Origin of the sequence: Janthinobacterium aquaticum, assembly GCF_009208565.1 — a bacterium.
Lineage (GTDB): Bacteria > Pseudomonadota > Gammaproteobacteria > Burkholderiales > Burkholderiaceae_D > Janthinobacterium.
This window is the reverse complement of record NZ_WFLK01000001.1, coordinates 23,265-42,778: the sequence shown is the minus strand read 5'-3', so window position 1 is coordinate 42,778 and position 19,514 is coordinate 23,265. Positions and strand designations below refer to the sequence as shown.

The 19,514-nt window shown below is 64.0% G+C and carries 14 protein-coding genes; 3 read left to right on the top strand and 11 right to left on the bottom strand.

Going from position 1 to position 19,514, the window contains the following annotated elements:
• Positions 1-94 precede the first annotated feature (94 nt).
• Positions 95-2,395, top strand: coding sequence for an outer membrane beta-barrel family protein (locus tag GCM43_RS00170; protein ID WP_152241504.1), 2,301 nt, complete (start codon positions 95-97; stop codon positions 2,393-2,395).
• Between the two features lie 121 nt (positions 2,396-2,516).
• Here the strand turns inward: GCM43_RS00170 and GCM43_RS00165 are convergent, their stop codons facing one another.
• Together GCM43_RS00165 and GCM43_RS00160 are read right to left on the bottom strand one after the other, a co-directional pair.
• A complete protein-coding gene (locus GCM43_RS00165; RefSeq protein ID WP_152241503.1) occupies positions 2,517-3,557 on the bottom strand; it encodes an SMI1/KNR4 family protein in 1,041 nt (346 codons plus the stop codon).
• The gene (locus GCM43_RS00160) at positions 3,557-4,531 is read right to left on the bottom strand and encodes a thymidylate synthase (RefSeq protein ID WP_152241502.1); all 975 of its coding nucleotides are present in this window, start codon (positions 4,529-4,531) and stop codon (positions 3,557-3,559) included. Before GCM43_RS00160 ends, GCM43_RS00165 begins: the two co-directional genes overlap by 1 nt.
• A gap of 178 nt (positions 4,532-4,709) precedes the next feature.
• Between GCM43_RS00160 and GCM43_RS00155 the strand changes: the two genes are divergently transcribed.
• Together GCM43_RS00155 and GCM43_RS00150 are read left to right on the top strand one after the other, a co-directional pair.
• Complete coding sequence (locus GCM43_RS00155) at positions 4,710-7,493, top strand: bifunctional diguanylate cyclase/phosphodiesterase (protein WP_152241501.1); 2,784 nt, start codon at positions 4,710-4,712, stop codon at positions 7,491-7,493.
• Positions 7,494-7,652: 159 nt separating this feature from the next.
• Entirely contained in the window at positions 7,653-9,086 is a 1,434-nt protein-coding gene (locus GCM43_RS00150) for an OmpP1/FadL family transporter (RefSeq protein ID WP_152241500.1), read from the top strand.
• A 232-nt stretch (positions 9,087-9,318) separates the two neighbouring features.
• Here GCM43_RS00150 and GCM43_RS00145 read toward each other — a convergent pair whose 3' ends face one another.
• The 9 genes from GCM43_RS00145 to wrbA are packed head-to-tail and all read right to left on the bottom strand — an operon-like array spanning position 9,319 to position 19,462.
• Positions 9,319-10,404 carry a threonine aldolase family protein gene (locus tag GCM43_RS00145; protein WP_152241499.1) on the bottom strand — a complete coding sequence of 362 codons (1,086 nt, stop codon included), beginning with the start codon at positions 10,402-10,404 and terminating at the stop codon, positions 9,319-9,321.
• Positions 10,405-10,414: 10 nt separating this feature from the next.
• Positions 10,415-11,086 (bottom strand): leucine efflux protein LeuE, encoded by a 672-nt coding sequence (gene leuE, locus GCM43_RS00140; RefSeq protein ID WP_152241498.1) that lies wholly within the window; start codon positions 11,084-11,086, stop codon positions 10,415-10,417.
• A gap of 8 nt (positions 11,087-11,094) precedes the next feature.
• Positions 11,095-12,939 carry an ABC transporter transmembrane domain-containing protein gene (locus GCM43_RS00135; protein WP_152241497.1) on the bottom strand — a complete coding sequence of 615 codons (1,845 nt, stop codon included), beginning with the start codon at positions 12,937-12,939 and terminating at the stop codon, positions 11,095-11,097.
• A gap of 39 nt (positions 12,940-12,978) precedes the next feature.
• Positions 12,979-14,055, bottom strand: coding sequence for a lipocalin-like domain-containing protein (locus GCM43_RS00130; RefSeq protein ID WP_152241496.1), 1,077 nt, complete (start codon positions 14,053-14,055; stop codon positions 12,979-12,981).
• Positions 14,055-16,727, bottom strand: a complete 2,673-nt coding sequence (locus GCM43_RS00125) for an FtsX-like permease family protein (protein WP_152241495.1) — start codon at positions 16,725-16,727, stop codon at positions 14,055-14,057. Before GCM43_RS00125 ends, GCM43_RS00130 begins: the two co-directional genes overlap by 1 nt.
• Positions 16,622-17,044 carry a DUF4124 domain-containing protein gene (locus GCM43_RS00120; protein WP_152241494.1) on the bottom strand — a complete coding sequence of 141 codons (423 nt, stop codon included), beginning with the start codon at positions 17,042-17,044 and terminating at the stop codon, positions 16,622-16,624. Before GCM43_RS00120 ends, GCM43_RS00125 begins: the two co-directional genes overlap by 106 nt.
• Entirely contained in the window at positions 17,041-18,447 is a 1,407-nt protein-coding gene (locus GCM43_RS00115) for an FAD-binding oxidoreductase (protein WP_152241493.1), read from the bottom strand. The genes GCM43_RS00120 and GCM43_RS00115 overlap by 4 nt, the downstream gene beginning before the upstream one ends.
• On the bottom strand, positions 18,444-18,854 hold the full coding sequence (locus tag GCM43_RS00110) for a DUF2069 domain-containing protein (protein ID WP_152241987.1): 411 nt from the start codon (positions 18,852-18,854) through the stop codon (positions 18,444-18,446). Before GCM43_RS00110 ends, GCM43_RS00115 begins: the two co-directional genes overlap by 4 nt.
• Positions 18,854-19,462: an NAD(P)H:quinone oxidoreductase gene (wrbA, locus tag GCM43_RS00105; RefSeq protein WP_152241986.1), complete on the bottom strand. Its 609-nt coding sequence runs from the start codon at positions 19,460-19,462 to the stop codon at positions 18,854-18,856. Before wrbA ends, GCM43_RS00110 begins: the two co-directional genes overlap by 1 nt.
• Positions 19,463-19,514: the final 52 nt, after the last annotated feature.

The following is a 19,514-nucleotide window of genomic DNA, read 5'->3' as shown; positions in this document are numbered from 1 at the left end:
AGGTAAAGAACAATTGTTCTCATTTGGCGCGGCCTCTAGAATCATGCCATCAGTCGCCACGACTCTTGCACAACGATTCCTACTTTGACAATTCATGCAAAAAATCCTTTTCTGCTGCCTTGCCGGCAGCAGTCTGCTGTCCCCTTTGACTTCCGCGCACGCACAAAGCAGCGCATCTGACACGCTCAAGCCTGCGGCACCGGCCGTGCCAGCGGTGCCTGCCAAGGCTGCGCCGCCGGTCAAGGTCGAGGCGCCAGACACCACGCCTTCGGTCAGCGTCAGCGCCGAACGTCCGACCGGCCGTATCGACCGCCAGGTGTACGAGGTCAAATCCGATATCGGCAGTACCAACGGCACGGCTGCCGATGCACTCAGCAATGTGCCGTCGGTGGCGGTCGATCCCGATGGCTCGGTTACGCTGCGCGGCAGCAGCAATGTGCAGATCCTGATCGACGGCAAGCCGTCGGCCATGATGCAGGGCGATTCGCGCGGCGCGACCCTGAACGCGATGGCGGCCGACGATATCGACTCGGTCGAAGTGATCAACAATCCCGGTGCGCAGTTCGGCAACGAGGCTGGCGGCGGGCCGATCCTGAACCTGGTGATGAAGCGCAACCGCAAACCGGGCGGTTTTGCCACCGTCAATGCCAACCGCGGCATCGGCGGGCGTTATAACGCATCGACTTCCGGCACCTATAACGAGGGTCCATGGGGCTTTCAGGGCGGCATCAATTTCCGCCACGACGGGCGTAACTCCGAAGGCGAAGTCACGCGTGAGCGGCTCGACCGCGTGACGGGCGCCTTTGCGCCCAGCAGCCAGAGTTCGGTCAATAACGGCCTGAATGATTCGCTCGGGTTGAATGGCACCGTCAATTACAACCTGGGTGCCAACGATACGCTGGCCGCCAGCGTCTCGCTGAACAACCGCAGCAACGACCAGCGCTCGCGCGACCGCTATATCAATGGTGACAGCGACGGCAATACCATCGGCGACTACGTGCGCAGCACAGCGCGTAGCGGCGACAGCCATAATTACAGCTGGGGTGGTCGCTACGATCACAAGGGCGAGCTGCCCGGCGAGACGCTCAAGATCGACCTGCGCGTGTCGTCGGCAAATAACGAGAGTGACAGCGATTACGCCAACGTCTATGCGATAGCGACCGGCAATGCCGTCGACACCCGCGCGCGCCAGCACAGCCAGACCGGCAACCGCATCGTCGACTTCAGCGGCGACTACGAGCGCCCGCTGGCTGGCGGCGTGGCCAAGCTGGGCTACAAGGTGGCCGATAATTCCAGCAGTTTCGACACGCTCTATACCGATATCGACCCGCGCAGCCTGATTGAGACTGTCAACCCGATGCGCAGCAACCGCTTCGAACTCGACGAGCGCACCATTGCGCTGTACGGCTCGTACCAGATGCGTTTGAGCGAGCGCTGGGGTGCGCTGGCCGGCCTGCGCGCCGAATACACCGACCTGACGGTGCGCCAGATTACCAGCGATATTGAAGCCACCAACAACTACATCAATTACATTCCCAGCCTGTTTGCCACCTACAAGGTCAACGACGAAAGCAATCTGCGCTTCAGCTACGCGCACCGCATTCGCCGCCCGAGCGCCGGCGACCTTAATCCGTATGTGATCTATCGCGACGAATTCAATGTCTCTGCCGGTAACCCGAAACTCAAACCAACCCAGACCGATTCGTTTGAAGTGGGCTATGAAACCAAGCTGTGGGGACTGGAAAGCAGCTTGCGCGCCTATCACCGGCGTGACAAGGATGCGATTGTCGACTACCGCTATTTCATCAGCGACAATGTGCTGCTGACCACGCGCGAAAACGGTGAAGGCAGCCATTCAAGCGGCATGGAGTTCAGCCTGTCGGGCAAGCTGACGCCGTCGCTGACGCTTAACACCAGCGGCAACCTGGCGCGCAGCCAGCAGCAGTCACAGGACGACCTGGGCAATGTCAGCACGCGCACCGCCAATTCGCTGAGCGGCCGCGCGCGCCTCAACTATCAGCTCAACACCGCCAACCAGGTGCAGGTGGCGCTGCAGATGCAGGGCAAGACCTTGTCCGGCCAGGGCTACCGCTCACCGAACAATACGGTCAATATCAACTGGCGCCATACCGTGACGCCGCAGTTGAGCCTGGTGATGAATGTCACTGACGTGTTCAGCAGCAACAAGATGGAAACCGTGATCAACAGCGCTTCGCTGCGCGAAACGAGCACGCGCCGCTTTGACGGCCGCATGATCTATGTGGGCCTGTCGTATCGCCTCGGTGGTCCGTCGGCGTCCAGAGACGGCGATTCGCCGCGCTTTGGCCCGCCGGGCGGCCGTGGTCCAGGCGGTCCGGGAGGCCCTGGCCCCGGCGGACCGGGCGCGGAAGGGTAGGTCGGATTAGGCCGCGAAGGGGCCGTAATCCGACAACATTGTTGGCGCTTGCGGTATTGTCGGATTACGCCGCTACGCGGCTAATCCGACCTACGGTTTGCCTGGACTCGGCTAGATCCAGTTATTTTGCGCTGGCCAGCTCGTTGATAAAGTCAACCAGGCTGGCGTTGTACCGCTCGAAATCCCAGCGTCCGGTGCCATGCATGGCGTGCAGCACCGGCGCATCCTCGCCATCGGCCTGGCTCAGATCCAGGCAGAACGGGTCGGCGCCTGCATCGGCAATCACCACATAGTGCGCGGGCCAGTCGGCAATGACGGCCTGTTCGACCGGATTCCAGCTGTAGCCATGCTGCGCCTTGAGCAGTTCGTGCGCGCCGTACAGGCTTACGCCTTCTGGAAAATCATCTCCTTCGACCTGTACCCTGAGCGGCGAAGCGCAGGCCAGGAAGCGCCGGTAGTGCTCGGGCAGCGTCCAGCGCTGGTCGATGGCCAGCAGGTCCGCAGGATTGGCGATGGTCAGCCAGTTTGACGGCTGGGCCAGATCCTGTTCCTGCGCGCGCTGCGCCGCCAGCTTGCGCTCGAGCGCGGCCAGTGCATGTTCCAGCGGTGACTGCGGCGCGTCGAGCAGACGGTGGCGCGCCGGCTCGGCATGGCCGGCGCCATCGGGGTAGCCGAGCGACTGCCAGGCCAGCAGCGCCGGCAGGTCGAGATCCGGCTCTTTCCAGTAGCCGGGGTCTTGCGGGCGGCCCGCGTCAAACGGCTGGCGGCTGAAGATGGCCAGGCTCTTGACGGCCTTGGCGCGCACATCGAGTGCCTGGCCGGTGTCCAGCGCCAGCGCAACGAGTGCAGGATACGCAGCCTTGCCGCCGCTTTTCAGCAGGCCATCGACGCTCCAGTAGGCCAGCTTGGGTTGCTGCAGGCTCCAGGCATAAAAATCTTCGTACTCGCCAGGCTGCGTCAGGCGCACCATATCGGGCAGCAAAAAAGCGCGCCAGTGCAGCAGCTGGCCGTCGCGGATATACGCCGCCAGTATCGACAGCACGGCGGCGCGGTCCGCCTCGCCATGGTTTTTCAGCAGCCGGTCTTTCAGGCGTGCGAACTTTTCACCGCTGGTTTCGTCAAACAGCTTGCGATGCAGCGCCGACAGTGGTGCGGTCGCCATCAGACCGCCATCGCCGCCTTGATCGGCGCATGATGCTCGTAGCCTTCCAGCGAAAAGTCGGACGGTTCGATCTTTTCCAGCCATTCCGGCTCATACTTGCCGGTTTTGGCATACTCGGGCACGCGGTCGGCAATTACCAGGCGCGGCGCCGGGAACGGCTCGCGCTGCAACTGCTCCTGCACCATATCGAGATGGTTTTCATAGATATGCGCGTCGCCGATAAAATAGGTGAACCAGCGCGGGGTATAGCCGGTCAGGCGCGCCACCAGGTGCAGCAGCACGGCGCCTTCGGCGATATTGAACGGCGTGCCCAGGCCGATGTCGTTGCTGCGCACATACAGGCACAGCGAGATTTCACGCGTGCTGGCGTTGGGAATAAACTGGTACAGCAAATGGCAGGCGGGCAGGGCCACGGCGTCGAGCACGGCCGGGTTCCAGCCATGGAACAGGATGCGGCGGCTGCCTGGGTCGTTCATGATGGTGTCCAGGCATTCGCGCAACTGGTCGACCGCCTTGTACAGCAGCACCTTTGCCACGCCTTCCTCGACCACCGGCGCCACTACTGCAAAGCCGTTGGCCTGCGCGCTGGCAATCTGCGCCGCTTCGCTCGCGTCGAGCAGCTTGTAGGCTGGCCATTGGCGCCATTGCACGCCGTAGACGGGGCCGAGGTCGTCTTCACCCTGGCGGTAGGGATTGGCCAGCCACTGCGCGTTCTCGTTGGCGTTCTGGTCCCAGACTTTGCAGCCGAGCGCGCGGAACTCGGCCGCATTGCGCGACGCGCGCAAAAACGCGCACAATTCGCCGACGACCGACTTGAAGGCCAGCTTCTTGGTGGTGACGGCTGGAAAATTGCCATTGGCCAGGTCAAAACGCATCATCGCGCCCGGTACGCTCAGGGTGCGGATACCCGTGCGGTTATCCTGCCAGCTGCCGGTATCAAGGACGGTTCTGATCAATTCCTGGTATTGCTGCATGGTTGGTGCTCCTACATCGCCTACATAAGGACGGTGATTGTAACGCAGCCGGCGCCATGCAGTGCCGCCCGCGCTGTTCGCATGCACATAAATGCGCCTGGCGCATACCACTGGCGATAACTCTGTGGTAACTTGTGTATCCTTACGGAAATGATGTAAATACGGTAAAAACAGCAACATGCCTTTGCGACAATTTTTCATGCCTGCCGGCGCTGCTACCGAGCTCAGCCGCGCGGCATTCTTCAGGGCCAACCTGCGCATGGTGCTGGCCTGGCCGCTGCTCGGGCTGGCCCTGTGCGCGGTGCTGTGGACCGCTACCTTGCTGCAGCTGGAAGCGGAAAAAAAGGTGGCGCAGCAGCAGGCGCTCGACAATGTCGCCTCGCTGTCCAAGGCCTACGGCCAGTATCTGCTGCGCACCATGGAGCAGATGGACCAGCTCACGCTGCAGCTGAAATACGAATGGGAAAACGCACACGGCAGGCTGCAGCTCGACCAGCTCAAGACGCAGGGCATGTATGCCTTGCCGCAATTTGCCGTCGTCGCCATCTTCGACCGCAAGGGCCACCCCGTGACGGCCACCGCGCCGCTGCAGCGCCTGCGCACCAGTGAGCGCAGCGATATGCTGTTGCGGCACTGGCGCAGTAACTCCAGTGCGCTGCGCATTGCGCTGGGGCGGATGCAGGAAACGGCGCCGGCGGCCGACACCGGCCAGGCGGACGAGGGTGCTGGCGCGGCCCAGGACGCCACCCTGGTTCACTTTACGCGCCGCCTCGAGGACGCCGATGGCAATTTCGACGGCGTGCTGCTCATTTCCATCCATTCCAGCTATTTTTCCGAATTTTATGACAGCGTCAATTTCGGCAGGCTGGGCATGTCGGCGCTGGTCGGCGAGGATGGCGAGTTATTCAGCACCCGCCTCGGTTCGCGCGTGGCGCCGGTGCGCGGCGTGCCATTCTTTGACACCAGCTTTCTCGACAGCGACAGCGGCGCCATGCAGTCGCAGGGCCGTATCGGCTTTTCGGACAAGCAGAACCGTTTTGTCGGCTGGCAGGCGCTGGGCGCCTATCCATTTACGGCCCTGGTTGGCCTGGCCGACATGGAAGTGCTGCAGCCTTACCAGGAAACGCGCACCATTTACCTCGGCATCGCGCTGGCCGTCAGCGCCATGCTGCTGGCCTTTACCGGCGTCGCCACCATCTTGTCGTTGCGCCTGGCCTGGCGCCACCATCAGTCCGAAGGCGTGCGCGGCGCCTACCGCATGGCCACCGAAGGCACCAGCGACGGCTTTTATATTATCGTGGCCATTCGCGGGGCCAACGGCGCCATCAGCGACTTTGAACTGGTCGACTGCAACGAGCCGGGCGCCCGTTTTTTGGGCGTGCGCCGCGAGCAGCTGCTGGGCCTGCGTCTGCAGTCGCGCGCGCACGAGCCGTATTTCCGCGACCTGATCCAGAATTACAAGGTGGCCATGCAGACCGGCTTTTCGGAGCAGGAAATCGAACTGGCCGACGGCAATCCGTTCCAGCTGCGCTGGATACGCCGGCGTGTGGTGCGTAGCGGCGACCGCCTGGCCGTGACCGTGCAGGACATCAGTGAGGCGAAAGAGCACGAGCAGGAACTGCGCCGCATGGCCAACGAGGATGGCCTGACCGGCTTGCCGAACCGCCATTGGCTGCAGCACTTCCTGCCCGGCGCATTGAGCCGCGCGGCGCAGGGCGGGCAGATGCTGGCGCTGCTGTTCATCGATCTGGACGGTTTCAAGGACATCAATGACACGCAGGGCCATGCCGAAGGCGACAAGGTGCTGCGCGCCGCCTCGGTGCGCCTGAAGGCGGTGCTGCGCCCTGGCGACCATGTGGTGCGCCTGGGCGGCGATGAATTCGTGGTGCTGCTCGATCCGATCGAAGACGACAGCCGCGCCGAGCAGGTTGCCGCGCGCATCGCGCAGGCCTTCGACGAGCCGTTCTACCTGGGCAGCGAGCGCCACAAGATGGGCGCCTCGATCGGTATCAGCATCTCGCCGCGCGACGGGCGCGACACCGATGTGCTGCTGAAAAACGCCGATATCGCCATGTACGCCGTCAAGATGGCCGGCAAGGGCCATCACCGCTTCTTCCAGCCGGCGCTGTTCGAGACCATCCGCCACCGGCGCGAACTGGAGCAGGCGCTGGTAACGGCGCTCGAGCAGGATCAATTCCTGGTGGTGTACCAGCCACGCGTCGATACCCAAAGCGGCCTGTTGTGCAGTATGGAGGCGCTGGTGCGCTGGCAGCATCCGCTGCACGGCATGGTGCCGCCGCTTGAATTCATCCCGGTGGCCGAAAGCAGCGGCCTCATTTCGCAGCTGGGCGAGATGGTGATTGAAAAGGTCTGCCAGCAGATGGCGCGCTGGAAGTCGTTTGGCTTGCAGCTGGTGCCCGTTTCCATCAACGTCTCGGCGCGCCAGTTCAGCCGTGGCGATGTGCATCTGGTACTGGCCTCGGCGCTGGCGCGGCATGCCATCGAAGCGCGCCTGATCGAAGTGGAAATCACCGAATCGGCGATGATGGACGAGCAGAACCGTACGCTCGAGCAACTGGCCGCCATCCGTGCGCTGGGCGTGCGCCTGCTGGTCGACGATTTCGGCACCGGCTACTCGTCGCTGTCGCAGCTGCAGAGGTTTGCCATGGACGGCCTGAAGATCGACCGCGCGTTTACCACCGAACTGGGCCGCTCGGAGCAGGGTGAAGTGTTCGTGCGCGCCATCGTTTCAATGGCCCATGCACTGGGCATGAGCGTGGTGGCCGAAGGGGTGGAAACGCAGCAGCAGCTCGATATGCTGCGCACCTTGCAGTGCAATGAAATCCAGGGCTACCTGGTGTCGCGCCCGGTGCCTGCCGAGCAGATGCTCGAACTGATGCTCAAGCGGCGACTGCTGGGCCGACCCGATGGGGCACTGCCCGCATTGCAGCTCTCACACTAAAAAAGAGCGACCGTTCGCTTTTTTTTGAAATTTATTATATGCTGCCCAGGCACCGTCCGGGAACCCGCTTGCAGGCGTTCCCGGCGGCTCCGTACGACGGGCAGATACTGGCGGCCCGAACGCATGCATAGCCAGCTTATATAATAAAGAGAGACCCGCTTGAAACCACAATATCTGCCTTTGATCATTGCCGCCGCGCTGGCCGGCCTGTCCACCAATGCTGCCGCATCGGGTTACCGCTTCGGCTCGCAAAGCGTGTCCGGCCAGGGCACGGCCGACGCCAATGCCGCTGAAGCGGCTGACGCTTCCACCATTTTCTACAACCCGGCCGGCCTGTCGCGCCTGGAAGGCACGCAACTGCTCGGCGGCGGCACGCTGGTGCTGCCGCATTCGAGCTTCCAGGACACCGGCTCGCGTACCTTCACCAACCGCGTCCCCGGTGGCACGGCCAAGGACTATGCGCCCGACGCCGTGTTTGCGCCAGCGCTGTACGCCAGCAAAAAGCTCAACGACCAGTGGACTGCCGGCTTCGGCCTGTTCGTGCCTTACGGCGCCAAACTCGATTACGGCAACAGCTGGAGCGGCCGCTACGCCATTTCCAATATCAAGCTCGAAGCGATTGCCTTGAATCCTTCGGTGGCGTTCAAGCTCAACGAGCATCACTCGTTCGGCTTTGGCGTAACGGCCGAATACATGAAGGCCGAACTGGGCCAAGCGGTCGACGTGCCAGGTTCGGTGGCCTTCCTGGCGCAACATGCGCCGGCCGCATCGACCGCCTTTATCACCAATATCGCGCGCACACAGGGTTTGGCTGCCGCCCAAGCTGCGACTGTGGCGCTGCGCGGCGCCAAGGATGGGCATGCCGAGATGGATGGCGATGACTGGGGATTTGGCTTCAACCTTGGCTATCTGTACCAGATGAACGAGGCGACGCGCTTTGGCGTGTCGTACCGCTCGTCGATCTCGCACAAGCTCAAGGGCAATACGGTGTGGGATTTCTCGCAGGTGTCGAATAACGCCGCCGTCAACGCCTTTATTGCTGCCGCCTCCAACAAGGTCAATTCGGGCGCGCTGGTCGAACTGCGCACGCCGGAAACCGTCTCGCTGAACGCTTTCCATCAGATGGATGAGCGCTGGGCGCTGATGGGTGACGTGACCTGGACGCGCACCTCGCGCCTGCAAAATCTCGATATCCAGTTCCCGCCGACAGCCGAAGGCGCAGAGCGCATCCGCCAGCAGTGGAAGGACACCACGCGCGTCTCGCTGGGCGCCAACTACAAGTATAGCGACAGCCTGCTGCTGCGTGCCGGTGTGGCCCATGACGAAGCGCCGGTACGCGGCCCCGAACTGCGCCACGCAGCGCTACCTGACAGCGACCGCATGCAGTATTCGATCGGCGCCAACTGGAAGCTCAGCCCGAATGCCTCGCTGGACCTGGCCTACAGCTATATCGACTTCAAGGACGCCGCCGTCAACTACACCAACCAGTGCTCGCCGGTGACCGCCGGCTGCACTGGCAACGGCGAAACCACGCGCGGCCTGTTCAAGACCCGCATGCAGTTGCTGGGGCTGGCTTATAACTACAAGTTTTAAGGCGTCGGTCGTAGGTCGGATTAGGCCCCACAGGGGCCGTAATCCGACAATACCGTTGACGTCAACAATGTTGTCGGCTTACGCGCTGCGCGCTAAGCCGACCTACGCGCTAAGCCGACCTACGCCGACATGTACGCGTCAATCCGACGTATATGCGTCAATCCGACATCAGCATCAAGCCGACATCAGCATCAAGCCGACGCGCGCACGCGCCTGTGTCCAAACGCGGCCATTACGGCTTCAATCGCGCCGCGAGCAAATCGAGCGCCTTAAGCACCTGGCCGTCCGGCATTGCCAGCAGGTTGTCGCCCACATACCACTCGATATAGCAATGATCGGGCAGTGCTGCATGGCTGGCGCGGCCGAACAGCCAGATGCCGTGTTCGCTCGCGATGTCATCGCGGATCGCCATGGCGCGCTCGCGCGAGACCGGCAGATGCAGGTGCAGCATATTGGCCTGCGGGCGGGCCGGATTGACGGCGATCACCGGGTAATCCTGCAGCAGCTGGTATAGCCACTGCGTGCGCTCGAAGTAGTGCGGCATGGCGGCGATGCGCGCATCGAACTGCATGGCGGCGGCCACCACGTAGGGCGTACGGTGGATAATATTGCCGCCCTGGCGGCGGAACCATTCGCGTGCGCGCTCGACAAACTGGCCGCTGCCGGCCAGCATGGCGCCGCCCAGGCCGCCGATACCTTTGTAGAGCGACACATACACGCTGTCAAAGCCGCGGCAGACGGCGGAGAGTGGCTGGCCAAACGCTGCCTGGGTTTCCCACAGGCGTGCGCCGTCCATATGCAAGTGGATATTGTGCTGCTGGCAGTGATGCTTGATAGCGTCCAGTTCGTCCCATCGAGGGCACTGGCCGCCGATTTCGCGCATCGGCAGTTCAAGCTGCGCCGCAGCCAACGCATCGGGCACGGCGCGCAGGTCATCCACCGTCCATGGCCGGTGCGGGTCGCCGATCATCAGGGCCTTGAAATGGTCGAGCAGTTCGTGGTTGCCGCGTTCGTGGCGCAGGATATGCGAGGTCGGATGCAGCGCCACCAGGCGCGAAGCGCGGTCCTGGCAGGCCAGACGCAACGCGGTCACCTGCGTCATGGTGCCGGTGATGCAGAACACTGCCGCTTCAAAGCCCAGCAGGCGCGCGATCTTTTGCTCGAACTGTTCGATCAGTTCGCCGTCGCCATAGGTGTCATGCGCAATGCCGTGTTCTTCGCACCAGGCGGACATCGCGGCAAAGGTTTCGGCCGGTGTTGGCTGGCGGTGGCCCGGGATAATGGTATGGCATTGCTGGCGCAGTTCGGCGTCGGTCAAGAAGTTCTCCTTACAGGGTGGCGGTGGCCAGCTTGGCGCCAAAGCCGATAAACAGCGCACCGACCCCGCCGCCCATGCCGGCCGACAGGCGGCGACGGCGGCGGAAGGCGGCCGCCAGGCGCGCGCCGACAAAGATAATCACTGTCAGATAGGTAAAGCTCAGTAGCTGGCAAGTCAGGCCCAGTCCGACAAACGACAGCGCCGGCGTGGCAAAGGCGGGGTCGACAAACTGGATAAAGAACGAAATAAAGAACAGGATCGCCTTGGGATTCATCAGGCTGATCACCAGCGCCTTGCGGAAGGGATTGCTTTCCTTTGCAGCAGTCGGCGCAGGCGTGACGTCGCCGGTAGCCTGCGGTGCGCGCAGCTGCCGCCAGCAGCCGATCAGCATTTGCAGGCCGATCCAGCCCAGGTAGGCCGCGCCGATATACTTCACGGCATAGAACAGGGCAGGGCTGGCTTTCAGCAGCGACGCCACGCCGCAGGCTGACAGCACCATCAGCACCAGGTCACCCACGAATATGCCGCAGGCGCCCTGGTAGGCCGGGCGTACGCCGCGCTGGGCGGCTACCGACAGCACATACATCGAGTTAGGGCCGGGCAGCAGCACGATAAAGATCGTGCCGATCAAAAAAGTCCAGAAGTCGGTAATGCCCAGATGGGCGTGGAAAAAGGCGTTCATCTTTCAACCTACCCAGCGTGCACATGGTGAAACTGCAGTGCCGCCAGGTTGGCGTAGACGCCTTTCATTGCCACCAGTTGCGCGTGCGTGCCCATTTCCACGATCTTGCCGTCTTCCATTACCACGATGCGGTCGGCGCGCTGCACGGTGGCCAGGCGGTGCGCGATAATGACGGTGGTGCGCCCGACCATCGCCGCTTCCAGCGCCGACTGCACCAGGCGTTCCGATTCGGCATCGAGCGCGCTGGTGGCCTCGTCGAGCAGCAGCAGCGGCGGGTTTTTCAGCAGGGCGCGCGCAATCGCGATGCGCTGGCGCTGGCCGCCGGACAGGCGCACGCCGCGCTCGCCGAGGAACGATTTGTAGCCATTGGGCAGGCGCTCGATGAATTCATGGGCAGCCGCCATTTTTGCCGCCGCAATCACCTCGGCGTCAGTTGCGCCGGCGCGCCCGTAGCGGATGTTTTCCATCGCGTCGTTCGAGAAAATCACCGTATCTTGCGGCACGATGCCAATGGCGTCGCGCAACGTGTGCAGGTCGAGCTGTTTGATGTCGACGCCGTCGAGGCGGATCTGGCCGCCTTGCGGATCGTAAAAGCGCAGGAACAGCTGGAACAGCGTGGTCTTGCCGGCGCCGGACGGACCGACCACGGCCACCGTTTCACCGGGGGCGATATCGAGACTGACCTGGTCCAGCGCATGGGTGTCGGGGCGCGAAGGGTAGGAAAACTGCAGGCGGTCGAGCGTCAGCGAAGCGCCATTGGCGGCGCGCGCCGGCAGCGCCAAAGGTGCGGCTGGCGAGGAAATATCCGACTGGACGGCCATCAGTTCAAGCAGGCGCTCGGTGGCGCCGGCAGCGCGCTGCGCCTCGCCCATCACTTCGGACAACGCGCCGATGGCGCCGGCCACGATGGACGCGTACAGGATGAACTGCCCCAGGTCGCCGCCCGTCATCGAGCCATCGAGCACCGCGCGCGCACCGAGCCACAGCACGAACACGATGGCGCCAAACACCAGCAGGATGGCGATCATGGTCAGCAGCGCGCGCGCGCGGATACGGCGCATGGCGGTCATGAAGGCGCCTTCGACCGAGTCGCCAAAGCGCTTCGATTCGATCTTTTCATGCGTGAACGCCTGCACGGTTGGCATGGCGTTGAGAATTTCACCGGCCATCGCCGACGCGTCGGCAATGCGGTCCTGCGAATCGCGCGACAGCTTGCGCACGCGCCGGCCAAACACGATGATCGGCACCACCACCAGGATCAACAGGCCGATAATGATGCCGGCCAGTTTGGCGCTGGTCACGAACAGCATCACCAGGCCGCCGATAAACAGCAGCATATTGCGCAGCGCCATCGAGATGCTGGTGCCGACTACCGCCTGGATCAGCGTGGTGTCGGTGGTAATGCGCGAGAGCACCTCGCCGGTCTGCGTAGTTTCAAAAAACTCGGGGCTTTGCGTGACCACATGGCCGTACACGGCGCTGCGGATATCGGCCGTGACGCGCTCGCCCAGCCAGGACACCGTATAAAAGCGCGCCGCCGTAGCCAGCGCCAGCACCGACGCCACGCCAAACAGGGCCAGGAACACCAGGTCCACATGCTCGATGCTTTTCGAGCCGGCCGCGCCGCCAAAACCGAGGTCGATCATCTGCTTGAAGGCGGCCGGAATGGCCAGCGTGGAAGCGGCTGCCACCACCAGCGCGATACCGGCCAGGAAGAACTGCTTGCGGTAGGGCGTGAGGAAAGGCATCAGGCCCTTGAAGGCGGCCAGGCTGCCTTTTTTCAGTTCGCGGCTGGTGCCCGTTGCGGGCGTCGTGGAAGTGGTGGTGCTGCTCGTTTCGGTACTGGTCGTCATGGGTCTTCGCTTTGTTTTACTGTATCTGCTACTGTTGTTCTACAACTTCATCGGCTGGACATAACCGGTCATTTCCAGGTAGGCGCGGCCTGCCTGCTGGCCGTCACGCTTGACCGTCACCGCGCCTTCCCAGTAGACGGCGCCGGTCGAGCGGCGCGAATCGAGTTCCTGGTCGGGCTGCAGCGGCGCGATCTGCCAGCGCGTGCCACCGGTACGAATTTCGGTGGCGACCGGATACTCGGCCCTGGTGCGCGGCGAGCGCCACAGCTGCGTGGGGGCAAATTCCACCTCGTCGGGCCCGAATTGCGTGACCTTGCCGTGGCGGTCGCGCCATGCGGCGTGGGCCCATAGTTTAGCACCTGTCTTGCTGCGTATCTGGAAAGCCATCAGCGCGCCGCCGTCATCGAGGTTGGCGCCGACCCAGTTCCAGCCGCTGGCGTTTTCATCGAGCACCTGGCTCGACCATTCGTGATCGAGCCAGGTGGTGCCGGTGACCGCTTCGGGCTGGCCGCCGGCGCGTGTAATGGTGCCGCGCGTGGCCAGTTGCGGCTCGCTGTAGTAGTAACTGGACTGTTCCGGGCGCGGCCCCTTGCGCGAGTAGCCGCGCTCGCCCTGCAGCAGCGGCGCCTGGGTCGGGCTCAAGGTCAGCTGCAGCGAAAATTCGCGCGCCGCCAGCGTTACTTCATAGTGGCCATCATCGCGCCGCTGCATGCGCCAGTCGTCGAGCTTGACGTCGGTATTGCCTTCCTTTGCGTAGGCCAGGTCAAAGCCCTGGCGCGCACTGCGCTCGTCGTGCAGCAGCTTGCCCAGCTTCGGATCCGACAGCGCGGCGTGGCCGATAATAAGCTGTTTCGGCGCAAACGCGCTCGGGTTGGCCGGGTCCGAGCCGGTGGCGCTGCGAAAGAAGGTGACCTGGTAGCCCAGTTGCTGGCCGCCGGCGGTAGTGACCCAGCCGGTGGCATACCACCACTCGGTCTTGAAGGCGGGATGGGCGCCGAAGTCGTGCGGCAGGCGCAGCGACTGGCCAGCCGGCAGCGGCGTGACCGGTTCAAACACCGGCGCGGCCGCCATGGCCGGCAGCGCCAGGCACAGTATCAAAAGCAAACAATGTCGCATTACCAGTCCTCCCTGACGGCGCGTATGGGACCTGCCGACAGCGCCTGACGCCCGGCCAGCAGGGCCGTAGCGGCGCTGGCGGCCAGCAGTGCACCGGCCACGGTGGCGATCAGACCCCATGGCAGATGCAGTTGCATGGTCCAGTGGAACGATTGCGGATTGACGATATACACCAGCACAAAGCTGATCAACAGGCCCAGCACGAAACCGGTGGCTATCCCCAGCGCCGTCAAGGCGCCGCCTTCGAGCGCCAGGATGGCCAGGATCTGCCCGCGCGTGACGCCCACATGGCGCAGCATGCCGAATTCGCGCGCGCGCGCCAGCGTCTGCGCCGAAAACGTGGCGGCCACGCCAAACAGGCCAATCACGATGGCAATCGCTTCAAGCAGGTAGGTGACGGCAAAGCTGCGGTCGAAAATCTGCAGGCTCAGGGCGCGAATCGCCGAAGGGCTCGACAGCTCCAGCGTGGCGCCAAACGGCAGCGCCTTGATGCGTTGCTGCAGCTGGTCAGCGCTCACGCCTTTATCCAGCCACAGCGCCGCGTCGCTCACTTCCAGGTCGCGCGTAATGGCGCGGTAGTCGTCCAGCGGCATATAAATCGAGCCGCTGGCGCGCGCATAGTCGCGCCAGACGCCGGCTACAAAGAAGTCATGCAGGCCACCTGCCAGCGGCAGCCTGATGCTCTGGCCGGGCTGGTAGCCATACAGATCGGCGGCAGCTTCGGACAGCCATACGGGGCGCAAGCCGGCAGGCACCGGCAGCGTGTCGCCGACGAGCACCATGCTTTTGCCGGGATCCTGCAGATTGATCGGGCGCGCCAGCAGCGTGACGTTGGGGCGCTCGGGCGACAGCGACAGCGAGCGCACGCGCAAAAAGTCGGCACGTGCCACGCCGGGCAGGGTGGTGATGCGGCGCTGTTCGTCGGGATTCAAACCGGAGGTGCTGCCGCTGGCAGCGGTGCGCGCATACAGGTCGGCCGGCAGGATCTGCAGCAGCCAGTCGTCGACCGAGACGCGAAAGCTCGATACCATGATGGCCATCGCCACCATCAGGCTAAAGCTCGACAGCACCCCGCCCAGCGCAATGCCGACCTGGCCTGACGCATTGGCCAGGCGCGACACCGTCAGGCTGCGCACCGGCGCGCGCGCAGCGACACTGGCGCGCAGCCACACGCGTTCGACGGCGCGAAACACCACCAGCGCCAGCTGCGGCATCAGTGCAATGGCGCCGATCAGCAGCAGCGCAATCGAGATATAGCCAAACAGCGGCAGCTCGAACACGGGCGGCAGCAGCGTCAGTGCGCCCGCTGCCAGCAGGCACACCAGCGCCGGCCAGGTCTTGGCCAGGCGCGTGGTGACGGCCGCCTCGCTGCCCGACTTGAGCGCGATGGCGGGCGCCGCGCGCGACGCCTCCAAGGCCGGCGCGGCGCAGCCGAGCAGCGCCACGCCCAGGCCCAGCGCAAAGTACACCAACGCTGCTACCGGCGTGAACTGCACCTGCGGCTGCACCCCGGAGAAAAAGCCGGCGCCCAGGTCACCGCCAAAAAAACGCAGCGCCAGCGCCGCCATGGCGTAGCCACCGGCAATGCCGGCAGCCGCACCCACCACGCCCAGGCTGGCGCCTTCCATCAGCACCTGGCGCAGCAGCATGCCGCGCTCCATGCCCAGCACGCGCAGCAGCGCAAACTGGCTGCGGCGGCGGATCACCGACAGCGCCTGGGTGGAAAACACCAAAAAGGCGCCAGTAAACAGGGCAACCAAGGCCAGCACGGTCAGGTTGACGCGGTAGGCGCGGCTGAGGTTGTTGTTGCGGCTGTTCTGGTTTTCATCGTTGGGCTGGCCGACCCGGAAGCGGCCCGGATAATCGCGTTCCAGATCACGCGCCAGTTGCGCTTGGAAGGCCTCGCGGTTGACCCCGTCGCGCAGTTTCAGATCGATGCGCGACAGCTTGCCCAGGCGCTGGAAGCGCCACTGCGCCGCGCCGATATCCATCACGGCGATGCGCTGGCCGGCGCGTGCGCGCTGCAGCGAGCCGGCCACGCGCAGCTTGATGCTGCCGGTGCCCGACTGCAGCGCCAGCGTGTCGCCTTGCGCCAGGCCCAGCGCACGCAGGGCAGCCGGCGACAGAAAAATCGCATCGCCAGACAAGGTGTCGAACGGCTGGTCGTCGCTTGGTGCGCCGATCAGGTCGGGCGAAATAAAGCCGGCGCGAAAAACGTCAAGCGCCAGCACTTGCAGTGGCGGCAGACTGGGCTTGCCGGTCACGCCGACCTGCAGTTCGAGTACCGGCGAGGCGACGGCCACGCCGCTTCGCGCTGCCAGTTGTGGATAGATGGCTTCATCGAACAACGCTTCACGGCCCGACACCTGCACGTCGGCCTGGCCGGACAGGCTCTTGACGGCGGTGGAAAATTCATTGAAGGCGGCGGCGTTGATCAGGTGGATGGCAAAGCCCAGCGAGACGCCCACGGCAATGGCCAGCACCGCCACCAGCGCGCGCACCGGGTGGGCGCGCCATTCGCCGAGCAGCAGCCAGCGCGACAGGGTGCTGTGCGAGGCGGCCGGTTTCAATTGAGGCAATCGAGCGCCAGGCGCTCGCTGGCGCGCCGCACTTTGAGCTGCGCCGCTTCGCGCGTCTTGTCGCCGGCGCCCACGGCGTCCTGCGCCGCCCATTTCTGCTGCAGGCGCAGCTGGGCGCAATGCTGTTCATGTTCGGCCGACTGCATATTGGCGCGCGCGCGGGCCGCGTCTTCGCGCTCTTCGCGTTTTTTGCGCGTCGATTCGAGCTGGTCGGCCACGCGCTGCTGGCGCGTGGCGGCGCCCTTGTCGATGGCCGGTGGCGGCGGTGGGACTTCGATCAGCTGCACCTGGCCGGCCGCGCACGGCGTTTCGCTATAGCTGGTCCGGCCGTCCTTGACGCATTTGTAGACGCCCTGCGCCGATGCTTGCGCCGATGCCACGATCGCCAGCGTGATCAACAAGGTTTTCATAATATTTTCCCCGGATTCATGATGCCCTGCGGGTCCAGCGCCTGCTTGATGGCGCGCATCAGCTGCAGCTCCAGCGCCGACTTGGTATGCGCCAGTTCGTCTTTTTTCAGCGCGCCGATGCCGTGTTCGGCCGAGATCGAACCGTCAAAGGCCGTCACCTGGTCATGCACGATGCGGTTGATCGCATCCTGGTTGGCCAGGAAATCGATATCACTCATGCCGGCCGGCGGCGCCACGTTGTAATGCAGGTTGCCGTCGCCAAGGTGACCGAAGCACACCAGCTGGCAGCCGGGAAAGGCGCTTGCCAGCGCCGCATCGGTCAGGGCGATAAAGTCGGCGATGCGCGAGATCGGCAGCGAAATATCGTGCTTGATATTCTTGCCGGCGCGCGCCTGCGCCAGCGGGATATGTTCGCGCAGCTGCCACAGGCCTGTTGACTGCGCCACCGAGGCTGAGACCACCGCGTCTTCGATGACGTCGCTGTCGAGCGCCGCGCCGATACTCGCTTCAAGCAGTTCGATGGCATGCGCTTCGGACTGGCTGCTCGACAGCTCCAGCAGCACATACTGGCCATGCGTGTACTTGAACGGCTGCGGCAATTGCGGAAACTGCTCGGCCACCAGGCGCAGGCAGTACTGCGACATCAGCTCGAAACCGGTCAGGCTGGCGCCGCAATGGTCCTGCATCAGGCCCAGCAGGCGTAGCGCATGAGCAGGCGAGTTCAGGGCGGCCAGCGCCGTAATGCACGCCTTGGGCTGCGGATAGAGCTTCAACACTGCGCCGGTAATCACCCCCAGCGTGCCCTCGGCGCCGATATAAAGGTCGCGCAGGTCGTAGCCGGTATTGTCCTTGCGCAGGCCGCGCAGGCCGTTCCACACTTCGCCTTGCGGCGTGACCACTTCCAGCCCCAGGCACAGCTCGCGGGTATTGCCATAGCGTAGCACCGCCGTGCCGCCGGCGTTCGTTGCCAGGTTGCCGCCGATGGTGCAGCTGCCTTCGGCCGCCAGCGACAAGGGAAACAGGCAATCGGCCGCGCTGGCGGCCTCCTGCACGGTCTGCAGAATGCAACCGGCGTCAACCGTGATGGTGCGGTTGACGGTGTCGAGCGCGCGGATGCGGTTCATGCGCGCCAGCGACAGCACCACGGCGGTGCCGGCGCTATCGGGGATGCTGCCCAGCACCAGTCCGGTATTGCCGCCCTGCGGCACCACCGGCACGCCATGCGTGCTACAGGCGCGCAGCAGCTGCGCCACCTGTTCTGTACTGGCAGGACGCAGCACGGCCAGCGCGCGGCCCGTATAACGGTCGCGCCAGTCGGTCAGGAACGGCGCCATCTCGGCGTCGGCGGTCAGTACATAGGCGTCCCCGAGCGCGGCGCGGCAGGCAGTGAGAAACTCCGTCATTTTGTGATATTGACCTTGTTGACTTTGGCGAGCAGTTCCCTGGCCATCTGTTTGGCGGCCTTTTTATACGGGCGCAGATACAGCACGGCGCAGCAGAAATACACGCACACGATCACCGCTTCACCCCAGGCCATAAAGGCCGATGCGGCCAGCTTGTCGCTGTAGCCGCGCACCACGCCCTCGGTAAAGTACAGCAGGATCACCATCGACGACCATTGCAGCGTATAGACATCGCGCTTGATCACGCCATACAGGGGAATAAGCAGAGGCACGGCCTTGATGGCCAGCCACGAGCCGCCCGGTTTCAGGGGCGCCACAACCATTTCCCACAGCACGCACCAGACTATCAGCGTGGACAGGCTGGCAATGGCGCCCCAGTGAAAGTACTTGTGCAGTGCGCCATGCATCATGCCTCCGCAAGCTTGCGCGCGTTCTCGGCCAGGCGCCGGCCCAGCGCCAGCGCGAGGCGCTTTTCATCGTCGCTGATGGCCTTGTTGCCTTCAATGCCGGACCAGTGCGTGGCGCCATAGGGCGAGCCGCCGGTCGAGGTGGTCATCAGTTCGGGGTTGGTATAGGGCAGGCCCATGACCAGCATGCCGTGGTGGAACAGCGGGATCATCATCGACAGCAGCGTCGACTCCTGGCCGCCATGCAGGCTGCCGGTCGAGGTAAATACGCAGGCTGGCTTGCCGGCCAGGCTGCCGGCCAGCCAGTCGCTGGCCGTGCCATCCCAGAAATACTTCATGGCCGCGGCCATATTGCCAAAGCGCGTGGGCGAACCGAGCGCCAGGCCAGCGCATTGCTGCAGATCCTCGAGTTCCACATACGGCGCGCCCTCGGGCGGCACCTCGGGCGCGGTGGCTTCGGCCACGGTCGAGACGGCCGGCACGGTGCGCAGCCGCGCATCACAGCCGGGCACGCTTTCGACGCCTTGCGCGATCAGTTCGGCCAACTGGCGCGTGGCGCCATGACGGGAGTAAAACAGGACAAGAATAATCAGATTGGATGGCTTCATCATTGGTATTATAGGGCGCTTTGCGGGCCGATACGACTGCCTTTGTACGCGC

Coding starts and splice junctions, on each gene's coding strand:
- leuE (WP_152241498.1), bottom strand. CDS start 11,086: ATGAACGCCTTTTTCCACGCCCATCTGGGCATTACCGACTTCTGGACT.
- GCM43_RS00155 (WP_152241501.1), top strand. CDS start 4,710: ATGCCTTTGCGACAATTTTTCATGCCTGCCGGCGCTGCTACCGAGCTC.
- GCM43_RS00135 (WP_152241497.1), bottom strand. CDS start 12,939: ATGACGACCAGTACCGAAACGAGCAGCACCACCACTTCCACGACGCCC.
- wrbA (WP_152241986.1), bottom strand. CDS start 19,462: ATGAAGCCATCCAATCTGATTATTCTTGTCCTGTTTTACTCCCGTCAT.
- GCM43_RS00130 (WP_152241496.1), bottom strand. CDS start 14,055: ATGCGACATTGTTTGCTTTTGATACTGTGCCTGGCGCTGCCGGCCATG.
- GCM43_RS00120 (WP_152241494.1), bottom strand. CDS start 17,044: ATGAAAACCTTGTTGATCACGCTGGCGATCGTGGCATCGGCGCAAGCA.
- GCM43_RS00125 (WP_152241495.1), bottom strand. CDS start 16,727: ATGGGCGGCGCAGGACGCCGTGGGCGCCGGCGACAAGACGCGCGAAGC.
- GCM43_RS00165 (WP_152241503.1), bottom strand. CDS start 3,557: ATGGCGACCGCACCACTGTCGGCGCTGCATCGCAAGCTGTTTGACGAA.
- GCM43_RS00160 (WP_152241502.1), bottom strand. CDS start 4,531: ATGCAGCAATACCAGGAATTGATCAGAACCGTCCTTGATACCGGCAGC.
- GCM43_RS00170 (WP_152241504.1), top strand. CDS start 95: ATGCAAAAAATCCTTTTCTGCTGCCTTGCCGGCAGCAGTCTGCTGTCC.
- GCM43_RS00115 (WP_152241493.1), bottom strand. CDS start 18,447: ATGACGGAGTTTCTCACTGCCTGCCGCGCCGCGCTCGGGGACGCCTAT.
- GCM43_RS00110 (WP_152241987.1), bottom strand. CDS start 18,854: ATGCATGGCGCACTGCACAAGTACTTTCACTGGGGCGCCATTGCCAGC.